A 17,888-nucleotide genomic window follows, 5' to 3' on the forward strand; every position below is an offset into this window, starting at 1 on the left:
GATTTGTGACAATAACGGCAATAGACGTCAGCTTTGGCCATGCTTTACCCTTAAAAGGCGGGAAGCATATCACAACAACTAACTATTTAATACATGACCCAACCCGCTACACCACCAGGAAATATCTTTTCACTGATATCTTACCCTGCTGAAGATGGGGATATGGCTGCATTTCTTAGTCCTTCACCGAGAGATAATACTAAAAAATATCCGGCAGTCATTTGGTTAACTGGTGGGTATGGGGGAATTGGTAATGATGATTTTTTCTGGTCTGAGCAGCCTGTTGATAATGATCAATCAGCATCGGCATTCAGACGCGATGGATTAGTATTGATGATCCCGAGTTTCCGAGGTGAAAATATCAATCCTGGGCGTTATGAAATGTTTTATGGTGAATTGCGTGATATTGAATCAGCAAGGCAATATCTTGCAAAACTACCTTATGTTGACCCAAATCGAATTTATTTGGCAGGGCACAGTACTGGTGGTATGCGAGCATTATTAGCCAGTGAATATACTAAAGGATTCAGAGCCGTTTTTTCGCTGGGTGGTATTCCCGATTTGCGTTTGCGTCTTGAATATGGTTCAGGTCCTGTTGCAGTTCCTTTTGATCAGAATGATCCAAGGGAGTTTGAGCTTCGTTCTCCCCGTACTTTTTTAAGTTCCATAAAATCGCCGACCTTCTATTTTGAAGGAGAGAATTCTTATTGGGAGGAGTTTGATGAAGTCAAAAAAATCGCTTCGGACAAAGGTATTCCTCTACATATTTACAGCATCAAAAATGGTGACCATTTTAATATCATCAGGCCAGTGAGTAATATCATCGCGGAAAAAATATTAAATGATACGGATGAAAAAGTGAACATTGAGTTTAATAAGAATGACTTTTTAAAACTACAATATCATCTCTCACTTCTAAACGAATAGATTTTATGTTGTAGCAGATGATGAAAAATCGGTCGTGTATTCAATATATTGATTGTCCTTAAATAGGATATTCACGATCGATGAAAGCTCCGATGATTTTTTCATGCATTTCGGACGATTTAAATAAACCAGTGCCTTACGATTCAACCAAATCATCGGACTGTCATTAAGGCTTTGGTGTATTTGGCTATAAGTATGAAGTAGGGCAATTTATCCATCTGTTAAATCTGGTGGCATCCATTCGCTGTATTGATGGATTCCTTCATCAACATATTTTTTTATTGCGTAAAAAATCTGATAGAAATAAAAACTATCCACAATAATACGACAAGTTAATAATTTGTTGGTTTTAATCAATTTGAATGGTTTACAGGTGAATAATGATGACGGAAATGCAATATATACAACTCTAAAAAGAAATTGATTATAGATAAAATGGAATCAGAAATAATCAGAGAGGTGAATGATAACGGCTCAATTAGTCTTTTATACTGCAGTGATAATGGGTATGCAGGTTTTGATATACAGAACGGAACGGTTATTGCGGATGACTGATCAACGTCATCGGCTTAATCAGATTTGAAGGAAAGTGAAGACTGCTGACAAAAACTGTCACTCTGGGTTGATATTCTGATGGCTCTTATCACTTGAGACAGAGACTTAACCGCAGGAGTTTTTCATGTTAACCCTTACTTTTTCTACATCGGTAAACGCAAGACCATCGCAGATTTGGGCCCATTATGTCGATTTTGAATTGAGAAAAAAATGGGAAACTGATCTTGAATATTTTGAATTCGAAGGGGAAATAAGAACAGGACAATATGGCCGGATGTTATTAAATGGTCGGCCAGAAATCCGGTTCTACCTTGCGAAGATTGAAGTGAATAAAGAATTTACCGATCAAGTCAGTCTTCCACAGATGGGCATGTTAACTTTCTGTCATCAGATCATGACCGATGAAAATAACATGGCTAATCACATTCAAGTGACCGTTTCCTTTGAACCCGAAGCGAATGTTCTCGATGCCCAAGCTGAAAGTTTTTTTAAGCAAGTGACGCAAAATCTGGTTGAAACGGTATCAAGACTTAAGGCTATTGTTGAAATTGAGGCGAAAGCAGAGTCCGCTTCTATTAAACCCAATCTTCAACTGATTTATGTCTCAGATATTGAGCGTTCGACTGCCTTTTATAAGAGTGTTTTTAATGCTGAACCGGTCTTTTCCAGTCCTCGTTATGTAGCATTTAATGTAGGTAAGGAAACTCTGTTTGCTATTTGGAGTGGTGGGACAAACCCAGATAGAGAAGTTCCGCGATTTTCAGAAATAGGCATTATGTTGTTGTCTCATGGAGATGTCGATCAGCTTTTTGAAAAATGGAAACAGAACTCAAATATTGAAATTAAGCAGGAACCCTACACTGATGTTTTTGGCCGTACTTTTCTCGTGAAAGATCCTGATGGTCATGTTATTCGAGTATGTCCTTTGGATTAAGGTAAATAAAGGAGAGAGTGTTCTATGCTAGGTTTTAATCATCAGTATGGCAGATACCTTGAGATTGACGATGCTCATATTTATTATGAGATTCAAGGTAAAATTAATGGTTATCCTCTGATTTTTCTGCATGGTGGTTTAAGTGACATTGAGACATTTAACCAAATAGTGGGCGATTTTGGAAATACTTACCAGCTTATCGGTATAGATAGTCGGGGGCAGGGGAAGTCTACTTTAGGGCAAGGGAATCTGACGTATAAACGCCTTCAACAAGATGTCGAAGCGGTAATCCGGTATTTAAAGTTAGAAACATGCAGTATTATTGGTCACAGCGATGGAGGTATTGTTGCATTACGATTGGCGGTGGCGGGTATTATCTCAATCGATAAGATAGTGACGATAGGTGCTCATTGGGTGTTAAAAGAAGATGATCCGGTAAAAGAGATATATAAATACGTTACGGCGGAAAGTTGGCGTGAAATTTTACCTGACAGTTATGAAAATTATCATAGATTGAATCCACAAGCGGATTTTAACAAATTAATTAGCAGTCTTACTTCTATGTGGCTAGATGCGGGAGATAGTGGTTATCCCAGTAAAACTATACGTAACATAACTTGTGAATTACTAGTGATTAGAGGAGATAACGATCACTTAGTTTCGCTGACCAATTCAACAGAGTTAGTCAGTCAAGTTACTCATTCTTATTTGCTAAATATGCCTTTCATGGATCATTCACCTCATGAAAAAAAACCAGAACTACTGATGCCATTTTTGAAAGAATTTTTATCACGTTAAATTAAAGAAATGAGATACCACTTAGGGTAGAACCAACACAAGTCACGTCCTCTGAAAGAGTCATCTCTTGTGTTGGTTCAAAACTTCAGGCCCTGGCAACAGGGCCTGCCACAACTGCAAACCGATACATTAAGAAAATGGTCTTTAACTGCTGACAACCACGCACCCGAAATAACTAGAGCTTAATCTGTACTGTATCGGTAACGGTTCATAATCCAAGTTCACTGGCGATGATGTTACGTTGAATGTCGGATGTGCCCGAATAAATGACTGATGCGATGGAATTGCGCAGTCCTCTCTCCGTAGGGCTATCGGCCAGGTAGCCTTGTGCTCCGTAGATCCGCAGTGCATCTAGCGAGAACTTCGTGTACGTCTCGGAGACGAACAGTTTCGCACAGGCGGCTTCCATCATGGCATCTTTGCCTGCATCCTTAAGTCTACCTACTCGGTAGACGAGTTCGCGAGCGGCATCCAGATTGACTTTCATGTCGGCGATGCGATGGGATATGGCCTGATTCTTCCCTATGGCTTGACCGAACTGGTGGCGTGTGCGTGCATGAGTGATACATGCTTCAAGGGTATGGCGCATTGATCCCAAAGTGGTGGCAAGAAGGCATCCACGTTCGTGTTCCATGGCACTTTCGAAAACCTTGATGCCTCGTCCTTCCCTACCCAGTATTGCATCAGCAGGGACACGGCAATCCTTGAGCGTGATCTGCCCCATCTGAGCGGTACGTAGTCCCATTTTCTCCAGGGGGGCGCTTAACTCCATCCCCGGGTTTATCGCCTCGACAAGGAACGCAGTTACGCCAAGTGGGCCAAGTGTGGGGTCGATCGTGGCGTAGATAACAAAAAGATCGGCGATGGGAGCGTTCGTGATGTAAGTCTTTGAACCGTTGAGGATATAGCTGTCGCCGTCTCGTACCGCTTGGGTGCGCATGGAGAATACGTCCGATCCAGCCTCGTTTTCCGTCGAACCATTGGCACCAATCAGTGAGCCGTTCATCAGGCTGGGCAGAAAGCGCAAACGTTGTTCAGGTGTGCCGTGGATGGCCAGTGGCATGGCAACGGTCCACAGGTGGGCGTTGAGTGAAAACAGTAATCCCTGATCCTCACAACCGTAACCCAGTCCTTCCATAACCGCGATGAGGTCGGACAGTGGCGCTCCCGCTCCACCGAGGTTTTCGGGTATGGCCATGCTGATCAACCCAAACTCTGCGCATTTTTGCCAGCCATCCCGATGGAAAATACCGGCACGGTCGGAGGTTGTTATGTCTGTGCTTAGTTGATCGCGGGCAAAATGCGCGGCATTATCGCGTAGCGATATCCGGTGTTCATCAATTCTGTTTGACATGGCATTGGTGCTCTAGAAGTTGGTAATTAGTCTTTCCCGTCGAAGTGCGAGGAAGGTCAGATAAGTAGCGGAAATGGTCGGGAACCATGTATCGTGCAAGTCTCTCGTAACAGAATTTACTTAGATCTGTTGGGGAGAGCAGGGGATCGCGAGCAACGAAAAATGTTGTGATAGTGGTGTTCCCATCGGTCTCGGTGCTGACTACTGCACAGGCAGTAAGTGCAGGATGAGTCACCAAACATGATTCGATCTCGTCCAGTTCAATCCGGTATCCATGACGCTTAATCATTCGATCAAGCCGCCCCATGAAGATGTAGCCCTCAGATGAGGAACGAACTCTATCTCCGGTGTTGTACCAGCGTTTGCCGTTGAGGTTGAAGATTCTCTGGGCTGTTTTCTCGGGAGCATTCCAATAACGGGTGAAGACAGAAGGCCCTGCGATGCACAACAACCCGGGTTCGCCCTCTGGTACAGGTTGCAGATGCTCATCGACGACGAGAGCTTCACAGTGATCACAGGGATAACCTATCGATAACTGTTCTGTGCGGTCTGTTGGTATGACCGAGGGCACTTGGTAGACCGTGCACACATTAGTTTCTGTGGGACCGTACAAGTTGTAATAGGTTGGTTCAGGCCATATGTGCATCAGCTTGCGTAATTTCGTGACAGGGAAGACTTCCCCAGCGAATAGCACGAGCCTTAGCCGGTTATGAGTCGGTCTGCCTTCTTTGTGCTGTTCGGCCAGCATACCCAAAATTGCAGGAGCTGAGTACCAGACAGTGATCTCTCGGTTGGATATAAATGCGGCGAGATGCCGTGGGCTTGCAGCAAGATCAGTGTCAATCAGGTGAATACATGCACCATTCTTCACAGAGACATAAATGTCGAAGATAGACAGGTCGAAGTGGAATGGGGCGTGGCTGGATACCTGATCTTCCGCCGTTACATTGAAAAAGGCTGAGGCCCATTCGATGAAGTTAATTGCGTTGCAGTGGCTTATCGCTACGCCTTTCGGCATCCCGGAAGAACCGGAAGTGTACAGGATGTAGGCGAGCTGGTTTGCATCCGGTATGCTGCGTGGGTAGTCGAGTTTCTCTTCATGCAGTATGTCCAGTGTTTGCCACTTTTCATGCTTATCTTCACATGTATCTTCGCACGCGCCGCTTGTCTCTTCATTATGTGGCTGCATTACAACGATACAAGATCTGAGCTGAGGTGCGGCTTGTGTCAAATGTAACGCTGATTCAGGATCAGTGAAAATGACTCGAACATCGCAATCGCTGAATACGGTCGATGCCCGTAGACCCGAACTGCCTGCATCTGTAGGTACATATACTGCACCTAGACGAAGAACGCCAAAGATGGCCGCAAGGGTCTGGGAACTCTTACGCATGAAAAGCCCCACCCGATCACCTGCGGCAACGCCTTTCCGATGGAGAAAAGCAGCTATTCTATCCGCCGCAGCGGAAAGCTCTCCGTAGCTGATTGTTGATCCGTCAGAATCAACGACCGCACGAGCATCAGGATATCGTGCTGCGGTGTCGTCTAAGTATTTTGCCAGGTCTCCCGAAGAATCGGGTTGTTCCGGCAATACAATTTCAGTCGTCATTCTTTAACCCCTGACAACTTTTCCTCCACATAACGCTCGATCTCGCGAATAGTCGTAAAGCGAGTTCTCGGATCACTGACACCGACTAGGATGTCGAATTCATCCTCCACAAACGAGACCAGTCGCATGATCGCCAAGGATGAAAGGACGCCTGACTCTCCCAGATTTAGATCGTCAGAAATATCCGAGTCATTTCCTTTTAAGATATCGTCAATCACAAATGCACGAATTTTCATCAAAATATTAGACATGAGGTTTTCCTATAGTGGTAATGGACTATTAATTTTCACTGTGGAGTTGTCGGATTGATGACCGAAGCTTCTTTGGGAGGAGCGGCCAAAACGACGTGTGGCCAGCGGAATACGGCTGCGGAGGCTTCAGCTTGGCCGCCGAAGCCGTACAGCAATACTGTGTCGCCGGGTTTAATACGGCCATCCGCCGCTGCGGTATAGGCGTTGAATGGCATCAGCACTGGCCCGATATTGGCGACCTGCGGGAAAGTATTTATGACCCGCGCGGGATCGACACCCAACGCATTGGCGGAGAACTCTGCATGCCAAGCTGTCGGAGTGTTCACCACGATGACATCAATATCCTTCAATTCAAGTCCAGCCTTCGCCAATGCGCCCTGAGCCGTATGTAAGAGATACGGCTCAGCCGTGGCACGTAGCACGTGGGAGATGGAAGGATCTACGCGCAATCGGATCTTCTGCCCAGCGGGTGTTGTTTTCAAAGGATCTTCGACCGCGTCCAACAGCCAAGTCCCACAGGTTATGCCAGTGTGTAAAGACTCAGCCCCTAATAAGCCAAACCCGTTTTCTACCGGCCCGACCAGAAACGCCGCCGAGGCATCGCCGCACAGCCGCAAAGTCACATCATCATCTTCGATCGCACGTGATAGTCTAGAGGTCGTGACGACCAGAACTTGTTCTTTCAGTCCCGCCTGCACCCAAGCGCACGCGGTTAACAACCCCGACATGGAACCGCCACAAGTCGCTTCCACGTTGAATGCTCCGCCACCCGTTCCCAGTGCCTGTGCAAGATATCCTGCGTCACCTGAACCAATTCTATCGGGGAACATCGACACCGCGATCAGGCAATCCACCTTATCCGGTGAAACATTCGCTGCATCCAATACACGACGCGCTGCTTCAATCCCAAGTTCTACACTCCCTTCACCATTCGTTACGACTCGGCGCTCGACGCTACCGAAAAAGGGATCTTCCAGATAGTGCTCCATAGCGGCATCGTACGGGTTGACCTTCCGACGTTTGGATGAATTATTCGACCCAGATGCCATTACTGATGGTTCGGTCTGCTGCTGAGGAGTCTCTCCACTCCACCAAGCATTTGTGCGTACTCCATCAGGTAAATACACAGCGAGTGCTTGAATTCCTACTGATCGCATGCAATATCCTTAATTAATCAAAAACAAAGTTAAGACAATATCTGCTTATATCCGAAGGACAGTTATATCCTGCTCCTTTGGTTTGATAATTTTGCAGATAAATTTCACAATCATTCACCTTATAATCCAGCATTTTTTTCTGGATCGAGGTAAACAGAAGGTTGCTAAGGTTTTCTATGCTGAAAAACATAAAATGATTAAATGATTAAATGATTAAATGATTAAATGATTAAATGATTAAATGATTAAATGATTAAATATATAACATCATTAAATAATGAAATATTTTTTATAAATTATGAATCATAACATTTTTTGTGCTGTTGATTTTGGGTAAATATTTTGGAAGTGTAGAAAACAAAAATATAATCTTTAAAGATTATATATTGGATGAGTTTTTCAAATATGATGTTTATAGATATCATAAGAAATAATCAATAAATAGCAGAATGTTATGTAGTGTATCGATGCTTAATGAAAAAATAAATAGCTTATTTCAGATGTGTTGCGACTAACAATGAATAAAATTCATCGAGTAATAAATAATATTAGATCTTGCTGAGGAGAAAAGATTGTTTGTGTTTTTAATAATTACCTTTTAATTAAGGTAAAAGTTTTTAATAATCAATATCATATGTCTATTACTATAGGGGTGTTATTATATTAAATTTTATATTTACAATAATTGGATCTTAATAAAAAACAAAAAAACAGATCTGTATTTTATTTTTTGTAAAAAAGAAAAACTTCATGGCTGAATCGATACATACCAAATTATGACTGAATAAAGCATATTAAGAGTTAAACGTTGTATGTTATTTCAATGAAAAATAAATCATGTGAAATAATAAACTGACTAAATGGAACTATGAAGGTGATATCATCAGGTTTAAAATTATTTAATCAAATTTTTAAAAATTCATTTGGCTGTTTTCTTGATTTTTATGTTCGGGAAATGCGTGAACTATTTGAAAAAGAATTCAATATTTAAATTAATGACTAAATGTACCTGGGTGACAATATATTAAAAACCAATAATTTTATCTGGAATAATTATTTTAACATTAAAAAAGCCATGGAATTTAGAAAATATTATTTGCAATAACATAAACACATCAAATACAGCTGGATGATGTACTCCAGTACCCGAAGTAAACACCCAGCCGGAAGCCCGCCATAAAATCTTCTGAATTAATCATGCATCAAATTTTGCAGTGCTTCCCAGAATAGGCTTTGTTGCGCTAGCTGGCGCTGTTCTTCAAGCATGTTCTCAAGTATTTCCTGAGTCGTCAGCGGATTTGCCAGCACGACACGCAAAACAACGGTCGGTTGCCGATCCCACTGTACAGGTTTGAGACAGGTGCGTGAAACAAAGCATTTTCCTGTAGACCATTGCATGGTTTGTATACTTTGGTTAAGTGCATTCAGGGCATCATGCAATTTCTGTTGTACAGATGCAGACCCTTTGCGCAGTAATTGCCGTACCAATGCGGGAGCGTATCGGTAGGTCAGCAGACAAAGTTGTGGTTCACTGATCAATTCGAAATCATCCTGCTGGCGGATCAAATTCGCGAATTGTCGGGCTTTCTCGATACTTGCATCAATCAGATGAGCAAACCCCTGTCTACCCAGCAGATGGAAGTTACTGTAGAGCATCAGAGACATTGCACTGCGCGAACCTTCCAGAGTATGACGTCCTAAATCCTTTGAACCCTTGCGCACAATATAATTTGCATGTTGTGCAATAGCTTCGGTCAGGGTCGGCTGACGGAACAACACCATACCGGCTCCCATGGGCACATACATTTGTTTATGGGCGTCGATTGCTACGGTATCAGCGCGCTCTATTCCCTTAAATAAATACTGGTGGCGTGCCGACAACAAGCTCGATCCTCCCCAAGCGGCGTCTACATGGAAATGGCATTGCTCCTGTTCAGCAATGTCAGCGAGGGTGTTTAATGGATCGATGGAACCTGTTTCTGTCGTGCCTGCGATCCCGACAATGGCCATCGGCTTGATATTGCGTTGTCGCAGATGTTGCAATTGCATGAGCAGGGCATCAATGCAGATCCGGCCATCTTTATCCGCCTCGACACTTATCAGAGCATCTTGCCCTAATCCGAGTACATCTATGGTCTTTTTCAGCGAATAATGGCCCAACTCAGAAACTAAAATAGCCAGTCCATTGTAACCATAATGGTTAAGTCCTCTGGCTAACCCTTCACGGGATAGTCCGGCAAAATCCCCATTGGCTGGCATGAGCTGATTCCGACAGGCCCACATGGCGGTCAAATTGGCCACTGTTCCTCCAGAGCAAAAAGTAGCAAGAGCATGCTCACCGCTGTGAAGCCACTGCTTATAGAACGTGTCATCACAGTTGTATACCAGTTTGTGCATCATACCCAGCACTTGGCGCTCCAGCACAGTCAAAACGTGAGAGGTTTCCAATTTAACTACGTTTTGGTTGAGCGCCATTAATACCTTGCCGAGCGTGGGGAGGTGCCGGGGTAGTGCCGATGTCATGTGTCCGACAAAGGTGGGGGATGACACAGGTATAACTTGACGGAAAATATCTTTGCTCAGATGCTGAACATGTGTCCCGATATCGACGGGTAATTCTGGTATAGTGACTGAGGAAAATTTTTTTTCGAGTTCATCCAGATCTTGTGGTGGTTGATTTAACTCGTGGCGACAATAATCTACGGAATTGTCTGCGATATTTGCTTCCAATCCGAGCAATTCTTCCTCATTGGCATGAGTGATAAATTGGTTGAGGAGCGTTTGCCATTCCTGATCATCCAGGCTAGAAGTATGACGGGTAAAATCGTCAGCCTGTTCTTTGTTCAGACTATCAAGAAAATTCTGCATTGAGCGCCTCTTTTGTACATGATTTACCTGTCTAAAATCTTTAAATACCGTGTATTACGAATGACTGCCAAGATTAACGCTGTCATAACGGCCGCCCCGATCCTGTTCCGGCAGATTTAGGTCAGTTCTGGGGTAGAGAATTTTTTTGGAGTAGCATCATCTAATTTTTGCCATAGCCAAGCAACTAAATGCTTTACTTGTGGATTGGATAACATCGTCATGTGATTACCCGGTACCTGTTTGGTGATGAGTTGATCAGCATGTGTACCCCACTGGGTTGCACGAGTCTTTGTTTCATCTGCATCTCCTTCTTCTGCGTTGATCAAATGAACAACGCCCTCATAGCAAGCACGGGGTATATAGCAAGTATTCAGATTGGCTTGCATGACGCGGATGACACCCTGAAACAATAAGACTGGTGTCTTGACCGGAAAAGCCCCACATTAATTAGCGTGCGAAGTAAACACTGAATTTGTTCATCCGCCTCCAGACCATCAAGGTTTTGTTTTGTGAGCGATAACGGTTGTTTCGATATTATATTATAGATGTCGACCAAGCCCATTATTGTTTCGATACAGTTTAGTGGCTTGGGCATATGACCTTGAGGGTCAGGTTCATCGGTATCGATCAGAACAAGGGTGGATACGGATTCTCCTTCCGCCTGTAATTGTAAGGCAATCTCGAAAGCAATCCAGCCATCAAAAGAATGACCCAATAGGCGATAGGGGCCGTGTGGTTGAATGCGACGAATAGCTTGGATATGGCAAATTGCGAGCGCCTCAAATGAGGATGGGGGATGTTCAAGCATATGGATACCGATTGCCTGTAGCGCTTAGAGGGACGGGATTCTCATCAAATGGCGATGTTGCTTGAGTCAAAAGTTCGCTAACAGCCATCGCCAAATCACACAATATCGGATGCGCAAACAACGCAGTGAGAGGAACAGATATGTTTTGCTCATGCATACGGTTCAGCAATTTCATGGCAAGCAGTGAATGTCCCCCTAGCTCGAAGAAATGATCGAGGCGACTGATGCGTTTTACTCCCAGTAAATCTTGCCAGATCTGCGCCAAAACGGTTTCAGCTTTGCCGACGGGAGCCTCGTAGCTGCGTGCGATTACAGCAGACTGACTAGGGGAGGGCAGTGCTTGTCGGTCGAGTTTGCCATTCGGGGTCAGAGGAAAGGATTCAAGGATCATAAAGACATTGGGCAGCATGTATCTGGCGAGATACTGAGAGAGTTGTCGGCGCAGTTCGGCGGGAACTAATTCCACACCCGCTTGAGGCAATACATAAGCAACTAAACGTTTATGACCGGATTTATCTTCACGAACGAGAACCACTGCTTCGCGCACACCGTGGCATTGAATAAGCCGCGCTTCGATCTCACCGGGTTCGATGCGGAATCCGCGTAGTTTAACCTGAAAATCATTGCGGCCGAGATATTCAATATTGCCGTCAGCGAGCCAGCGGCCAAGGTCGCCGGTTTTGTACATACGGGAATTCTGATCTGATGTAAAGGGATCAGAGAGGAAGCGCTCAGCGGTCAGTTCGGGGCGATTCAGATAACCGCGGGCAACGCCAGCACCGGCGATATAAATTTCGCCCGTCACACCGAGGGGAACCGGCTGACTACGAGGGTTGAGGATATAGATCCGGGTGTTAGCGATGGGATGACCGATATGATTAGCAAAACCCGTCTCCCGATTCATTCGTATCCAAGTTGAATAGGTGGTGGTTTCAGACGGGCCGTACAGGTTACACACATTCTGTACGGATGAACCAGCAAATAAATGTTCGACGATGTGTGGTTTCAATGCTTCACCGGCTAAATTAACAGACTGTACTGTCATAGGAATAGCCTTGGCATCGTTCAGGTGAGCGATGACTGAAGGTACTGTGTTGATCAGGCTAACGGATTGTTCTGTATCGATTAGCGACAGTGCATCAGGGACAATGTGAACCGTACCGCCGGAAAGCAATGGCGCAAAGCATTCGTACACAGCCAAATCAAAATTAAGTGAAGTGGCAAATAGGGTGTGTGCTAACTCTTCCCGACTGAAATTAAGTCTAGCCCAAGTGAGGAAATTGACCGTATTGCAGTGGGCGATGGCGACTCCTTTTGGCTGACCGGTGGAGCCTGAGGTGTAGATGACATAAGCCAAGTGGCGTGAATCCAGCCCTAACGTCTGCGCATCTGGGTTATCCTCCGATTGTTTCTCGATGGCCGGAATCGGGTTATCTAATATCAGTGTCGGCATAGTGCTGACAAGCTTATCTGCTAGCGTGTTTTGAACCAATGAGTTTTGAGTGAGCAATACTACCGGCGCAGCATCGTTGAGCATATACGACAGCCGTTCAGGCGGATAAGTGGGATCGAGCGGTACATAAGCCCCGCCGGCCTTAAGGACACCGAGTAAGCTCACCACCATCTCTGTGCTGCGCTCAAGACAAATCGCTACCCGATCGTCAGGTTGCACACCTAGAGCGATCAGATGATGAGCCAGACGGTTGGCGCGGCGGTTCAGTTCGCTATAGCTGAGCATCTGCTCTCCACATGCTAGAGCGATAGCATCGGGGGTATGCATTACCTGAGACTCAAATAGCTGGTGGATCAAGGCATCTTGAGGGAAATCTGCCTGAGTTGCATTGAAGTCATCCAATAGCTGCCGGCGCTCGGTTTCAGGCAATATGTCCAAATCCAACGCGGGAGTATCGGGAGCGTCTACCAATGCGCTTATCAATTGCTCCAGTGCTTTTGTTATGTAGGCATTTATTCTATTCGGATCGATAGCGCTTACGGTCTGTGTTGATAACACAAAATATTCACCATTATCATCAACAGATATTTCAAGTGGGTAGTTGGTACGTTGGTTGCTATCTAAGTTCGTCAGACCCAATAATTCCATATTTGCGATATTGTTATGTTTATCTCTGCTATTCCGGGCGTTATCACTGCTGTGGTAGAAATTCAGCAGGGTGCTGAATAAAGGCATACTAACCGAACCACTGCAACGTTGTGCAAGAGACAATGGCGTTTGTTCATAGCATAATAGATTGGTGCAGGCGTCATTCGTCATGTTGAGCAGTTCATTTGTGCTGATTTCCCTTAATTTGAGCCTTAAGGGGAGGGTATTGATGAACATGCCTAATGCGCGTGTACTGCCCTCAATGCCCGACATGCGCCCGGACAATACGGTGCCAAAGACGACATCATCTCGATTGCTGGTGTGTGCTACCACGAGGGCCCAAGCTGCGTGGAACAAAATTGCGGGGCTAGTACCAAAACAACGGGCTGTTTCACGGATTGCCTCAGAGAGTTCGACATCGAGTATTTTTTGTGTCTTGGTAATATGTTCCTCACACTGCTGAACATCAGTCAGGCCAAAAGGGGCGGTTATTTCATCGACATCTGCCAAGAATGTTCGGAAGAAGGCTTCTGCTTCCTGTGTTTTCCCTGTCTGACGTGTATAGGCGACAAAATTGCGGTAAGGAACTGGCGGAGGTAAATTAGTGCCGGATTCCGCCAGAAAGGCGCTCATTTCTGCGAGCAAATACCGAAGTGAGAGGTTATCGCCGATGATGTGATGCAATTGGAACAAGATATATAACTCAGATGAGCAAGGATCGGTGGCGACGTGTAAACGTATGAGTGGTGCATGGGATAAATCCATGTGCAAATGTGACAAAACCATGCTTGCTCGCATGTGGGCAATCACGTTGGTATCGTCATCGAATGTCAGCAAGTTAACAGGCAATTGTGCATGTCGGTGTACCACTTGGACAGGTTGAGATAACCCAGACCAGTGAATGGAAGTACGCAGGATATCATGCCGGTCGATAACCGTTTGCAGTGCCGTAATGAATGTATCGAGCTTTGTTTGGCTTTCTATATTCAACAACGATGATATTACGTATGGATCTCTGGTGGGTTCAAGCAGATGATGGAATAAAATTCCCTCCTGTAACGGTGCAAGTGGATAGATATCTTGCACATTGGCCGCCCCGCTGGGCAAAGCCTTAACGAGAGTATCAATCTCAGCTTGGGACAAAGAAGTTAAAGGCAGCATATCCTGCGTCAGAGTTGTACAGCCTTCAGGAATACTATTAGGCGGTACAACGAAAGTATCAATATCATTTGGGAGCGTTAAGATAGCCTGAGCCATTTCGGTGAGAATAGGGAAAGAGAATACGTCGTGTACATCAAGTTGCCAGCCGAGGAGACGAAGTCGCTCGAGCAGGCTAATAATCATGAGCGAGTGACCACCCAACTCAAAGAAATGGTCGTGACGGCCGATTCGTGCCAATCCCAATAACTCCTGCCAAATCTGAGTCAGCACCGTTTCCATTTCACCGATTGGCGCCTCATAGCCACGAGCCACCATGGCAGATGATTCAGGTGCAGGGAGTGCCTGCCGAGCGAGTTTGCCGTTAGCGGTTAACGGGAAAGTTTCAAGTACCATAAACGTGCTGGGCAGCATGTACTCGGCCAAATGTTGGGCAAGTTGTTGCCGCAATTCGGTGGGCACCAGTGTTACACCCGCCTGAGGCAACATATAGGCGACCAGCCGCTTCTGGCCCGGTTCATCTTCACGGGCCAGTACCACCGCCTCGCGTACGCCGTGACATTGGGCGAGACAAGTTTCTATTTCACCAAGTTCGATAGGGAAACCACACAGTTTGATCTGAAAGTCGTTGCGCCCCACGTATTCGATATTTCCATCGGGATGCCAACGACCTAGATCACCTGTTTTATACATACGAGCGTCAGGATCGGCGCTGAAAGGGTCAGCAAGGAAACATTCAGCAGTCAGTTCCGGGCGGTTCAGATAACCACACGCAACGCCGGCACCAGCGATGTAAACTTCACCGATGACACCGAGAGGAACCGGTTGTTTGTGAGTGTCGAGAATATAGGCTTGAGTATTGGGCAGTGGCTGGCCAATCATTGAAGCACTCGATACATCAGCCGCAGAGTAGTATTTATACCAAGTCGCATCACCGTTGATTTCAGACGAACCGTAGAAATTCAATAAACGAATTTTTGGATAATTTTTCATCACTTGCCGGGCCAACTCAGGTGTCAGTTTTTCCCCGCTGCAAACCAAGGTTCTGATTGATTTCAGGCCATCACCCTGATCACCATCACCCTGTATGAGGCGTTTCAATATCGAAGGCATAATCACTAAGTAGTTAACATTGGCGTGGCACAACCCTGTACTGAAACGCGTCATATCTTTGACGTGATGGTCATTGAAAACCACCAATTTGCCACCGGCTGATAAAACACCCAGCGTTTCGGTTATTGAATCGATGAAGCTGATGCTGGTTTTCAACGCCGCTATCAACGGAGGTGTTACGATATCGCGGACAAACCATAATAAGCGATTGCATAGGGCTTGGTGGCTACTCATTACGCCTTTGGGGTGTCCGGTGGCGCCGGACGTATAGATCACATAAGCCAAATGGTGGGCAGTCAGCATCAGCATTTGCGCTTCAGGATTGTGGTTCGGTTTTTCCGCCAGCGTTGTGTCGAGCTCATCGAGTATTATTGTGGGTACTGATGTGGGCATTGAGCCAGCCAATGTATCAACCCACGCAGCCTGAATAAGAAGTATTACGGGAGCGGCATCGTTAAGCATATAAGCCAGTCGTTCAGCCGGATAAACGGGGTCGAGCGGCACATAAGCCCCTCCTGACTTAAGGATCGCAAGTAAACCCACTACCATTTCCACACTGCGTTCGGCACACAGTGCCACGCGATCATCCGGATGAACGCCCTGTGCGATCAAATGATGCGCCAGCCCATTGGCACGGCTATTTAGCTCGCCATAACTCAGTGATCGCTCTCCACAAACCACAGCGATGGCATCGGGGTTGTGTTCGGCCTGAGTTTCGAACAATTGATGAATCAGAATATCTTTCGGGTAATCCGTTTGGGTAGCGTTGAAATCTACCAATAACTGGTGTTGTTCTGTTGGTGACAAAAGTGGCAAATTTCGGATCTGTACTTCGGGATTGCTGAGGGCGGCCTCCATTAATACCGCAAGGCGAGACTGGAGAGCAATGACTTCTGTGCGTTTCAGATAGTGAGGGGAGAAATTAAATTCTACTGTGACGGGTAGATTGATATCTTGATTGTGAGTGAATCTGTATTGATATAGCCCTATAAAAAGAGGCAGCGGTGTCCCTCGTTTTATTTTTACGTATTGAATGGTGACATCTGGTATGCAGTCACTCGTTTCAAATGATTCAAATGACAACATAACGTCGAACAGTTGGGTGCGCCCTGTCTTCTGCTGGATTTGAGTATGCTGATTGATCTCTGTGATTGGCAAGCGTTGATGCTTATAGCAAAGGCGCAATTCGGCGGCGGCTTTGCGCATAACATCGAGAAACGTGTCATGGGGAGCAAGGGTGATGCCCACAGGAATAACCGACGAGAACATGCCCAATGTGCATTTTTGCTTGGCGTTCCTGCGATTGTGCACGGGAATACCAAGGACGATGTTTTTCGTATCAGTAGTACGTGAGAAATAGCATGCCAAAACAGCATACATAAAATGCAGGACAGACAAACCATGTGCGGTAACCATATTCTCAATACGGCGGAAAAAATCTCTATTCATTTGCCAAAGAACGGGTTCAGTTTGCCCGTGTTCTTTTTTGTTGTCTGGATTTGGATGTCGGAGCAAAGCAGGAGGTAAAATTTTATAGCGGTCTAGCCAGAATTGCAGGTCATGTGCATAGCGTGGGGAGCCGAGATAAGCACGATCTTCAGTGATAAAATCGAGGTAAGAAGGTGCGGCTTCTAATTCTTCTCCTCTGGCTAAGCGACGATAAATGTTGGCAAGCTCTGCGGGCACTCGCCCTAAACTCATGGCATCCCCGATCAAATGATGGCAACAAAACTGCCAGTACCAACGTTTATCACTCACTCGTATCAATTCAGAGCGCCACAGTTTTCCATTCAAGTCGAACGGATGCATGAAAGTAGCCTGAAAGTGTTGTGCTGCTCGGGCTTCTGCATCGGTGTGGTGTGAGAAATCGTAGATTGTCCCCCTCAAGGGAAGAGAGTCAGCCATTGCCTGAAGTGGTAACTCTTGGGTATAGATAAGTTGCAAACGCAATGCATCATGACGATGAACAAGGGCCTCAAAGGCGCGTACTAACAGCGTTTCGTTCAACTCCCCCTCAATGAGAATAAGTGAACCTAAGTGGTAGTTTGAGGTATCAGGATGGAGAATTTGGTCAAGCCAAACGACTTGCTGAGTAGAACTGAGTGAGAATTGGCAAGAAGATCCAGGACAATTCTCAAACGCGAGTTGCTCTTCGTTGATACAATTGCATGACTTAGGCATTACTTAACTCCTGCTCACTAGGCTAACGGATTAGGCTAATAGATTGAATGTGAGTTATGTGACATGGCTGCTCA

11 protein-coding genes are annotated in these 17,888 nt (G+C 45.5%); 3 read left to right on the plus strand and 8 right to left on the minus strand.

What is annotated here, in order from left to right; translation table 11 throughout:
* Window positions 1-162 precede the first annotated feature (162 nt).
* The 3 genes from Xhom_RS18105 (at window position 163) to Xhom_RS18115 (ending at window position 3,214) form a co-directional block, all read left to right on the plus strand.
* Complete coding sequence (locus Xhom_RS18105) at window positions 163-927, plus strand: alpha/beta hydrolase family protein (protein ID WP_232326272.1); 765 nt, start codon at window positions 163-165, stop codon at window positions 925-927.
* A 679-nt stretch (window positions 928-1,606) separates the two neighbouring features.
* Complete coding sequence (locus Xhom_RS37075; RefSeq protein WP_232326273.1) at window positions 1,607-2,416, plus strand: VOC family protein; 810 nt, start codon at window positions 1,607-1,609, stop codon at window positions 2,414-2,416.
* A gap of 24 nt (window positions 2,417-2,440) precedes the next feature.
* Window positions 2,441-3,214, plus strand: a complete 774-nt coding sequence (locus tag Xhom_RS18115) for an alpha/beta fold hydrolase (protein ID WP_069315603.1) — start codon at window positions 2,441-2,443, stop codon at window positions 3,212-3,214.
* A 208-nt stretch (window positions 3,215-3,422) separates the two neighbouring features.
* Here the strand turns inward: Xhom_RS18115 and Xhom_RS18120 are convergent, their stop codons facing one another.
* The 8 genes from Xhom_RS18120 to Xhom_RS18155 form a co-directional block, all read right to left on the minus strand.
* Window positions 3,423-4,568 (minus strand): acyl-CoA dehydrogenase family protein, encoded by a 1,146-nt coding sequence (locus Xhom_RS18120; protein ID WP_069315604.1) that lies wholly within the window; start codon window positions 4,566-4,568, stop codon window positions 3,423-3,425.
* On the minus strand, window positions 4,552-6,177 hold the full coding sequence (locus Xhom_RS18125; protein ID WP_069315605.1) for an amino acid adenylation domain-containing protein: 1,626 nt from the start codon (window positions 6,175-6,177) through the stop codon (window positions 4,552-4,554). Before Xhom_RS18125 ends, Xhom_RS18120 begins: the two co-directional genes overlap by 17 nt.
* Complete coding sequence (locus Xhom_RS18130) at window positions 6,174-6,428, minus strand: acyl carrier protein (RefSeq protein WP_069315606.1); 255 nt, start codon at window positions 6,426-6,428, stop codon at window positions 6,174-6,176. Before Xhom_RS18130 ends, Xhom_RS18125 begins: the two co-directional genes overlap by 4 nt.
* A 35-nt stretch (window positions 6,429-6,463) precedes the next feature.
* Window positions 6,464-7,585, minus strand: coding sequence for a 3-oxoacyl-ACP synthase III family protein (locus Xhom_RS18135; RefSeq protein ID WP_069315607.1), 1,122 nt, complete (start codon window positions 7,583-7,585; stop codon window positions 6,464-6,466).
* A gap of 1,191 nt (window positions 7,586-8,776) precedes the next feature.
* On the minus strand, window positions 8,777-10,453 hold the full coding sequence (panP, locus tag Xhom_RS18140; RefSeq protein ID WP_069315608.1) for a pyridoxal-dependent aspartate 1-decarboxylase PanP: 1,677 nt from the start codon (window positions 10,451-10,453) through the stop codon (window positions 8,777-8,779).
* 116 nt (window positions 10,454-10,569) lie between these two features.
* Window positions 10,570-10,839: a hypothetical protein gene (locus tag Xhom_RS18145; RefSeq protein WP_069315609.1), complete on the minus strand. Its 270-nt coding sequence runs from the start codon at window positions 10,837-10,839 to the stop codon at window positions 10,570-10,572.
* Window positions 10,824-11,261, minus strand: coding sequence for a thioesterase domain-containing protein (locus tag Xhom_RS18150; RefSeq protein WP_069315610.1), 438 nt, complete (start codon window positions 11,259-11,261; stop codon window positions 10,824-10,826). Before Xhom_RS18150 ends, Xhom_RS18145 begins: the two co-directional genes overlap by 16 nt.
* Window positions 11,254-17,814 carry a non-ribosomal peptide synthetase gene (locus Xhom_RS18155; RefSeq protein ID WP_069315611.1) on the minus strand — a complete coding sequence of 2,187 codons (6,561 nt, stop codon included), beginning with the start codon at window positions 17,812-17,814 and terminating at the stop codon, window positions 11,254-11,256. Before Xhom_RS18155 ends, Xhom_RS18150 begins: the two co-directional genes overlap by 8 nt.
* Window positions 17,815-17,888: the final 74 nt, after the last annotated feature.

It is taken from the genome of Xenorhabdus hominickii, assembly GCF_002632725.1.
In the GTDB taxonomy this organism is placed as follows: domain Bacteria; phylum Pseudomonadota; class Gammaproteobacteria; order Enterobacterales; family Enterobacteriaceae; genus Xenorhabdus; species Xenorhabdus hominickii.

Excerpts from the sequence above, each read along its gene's own strand:
- Xhom_RS18150 (WP_069315610.1), bottom strand. The coding sequence starts at position 11,261 with ATGCTTGAACATCCCCCATCCTCATTTGAGGCGCTCGCAATTTGCCAT.
- Xhom_RS18145 (WP_069315609.1), bottom strand. The coding sequence starts at position 10,839 with ATGCAAGCCAATCTGAATACTTGCTATATACCCCGTGCTTGCTATGAG.
- panP (WP_069315608.1), bottom strand. The coding sequence starts at position 10,453 with ATGCAGAATTTTCTTGATAGTCTGAACAAAGAACAGGCTGACGATTTT.
- Xhom_RS18155 (WP_069315611.1), bottom strand. The coding sequence starts at position 17,814 with ATGCCTAAGTCATGCAATTGTATCAACGAAGAGCAACTCGCGTTTGAG.
- Xhom_RS18120 (WP_069315604.1), bottom strand. The coding sequence starts at position 4,568 with ATGTCAAACAGAATTGATGAACACCGGATATCGCTACGCGATAATGCC.
- Xhom_RS18125 (WP_069315605.1), bottom strand. The coding sequence starts at position 6,177 with ATGACGACTGAAATTGTATTGCCGGAACAACCCGATTCTTCGGGAGAC.
- Xhom_RS18130 (WP_069315606.1), bottom strand. The coding sequence starts at position 6,428 with ATGTCTAATATTTTGATGAAAATTCGTGCATTTGTGATTGACGATATC.
- Xhom_RS18115 (WP_069315603.1), top strand. The coding sequence starts at position 2,441 with ATGCTAGGTTTTAATCATCAGTATGGCAGATACCTTGAGATTGACGAT.
- Xhom_RS18105 (WP_232326272.1), top strand. The coding sequence starts at position 163 with ATGGCTGCATTTCTTAGTCCTTCACCGAGAGATAATACTAAAAAATAT.
- Xhom_RS18135 (WP_069315607.1), bottom strand. The coding sequence starts at position 7,585 with ATGCGATCAGTAGGAATTCAAGCACTCGCTGTGTATTTACCTGATGGA.
- Xhom_RS37075 (WP_232326273.1), top strand. The coding sequence starts at position 1,607 with ATGTTAACCCTTACTTTTTCTACATCGGTAAACGCAAGACCATCGCAG.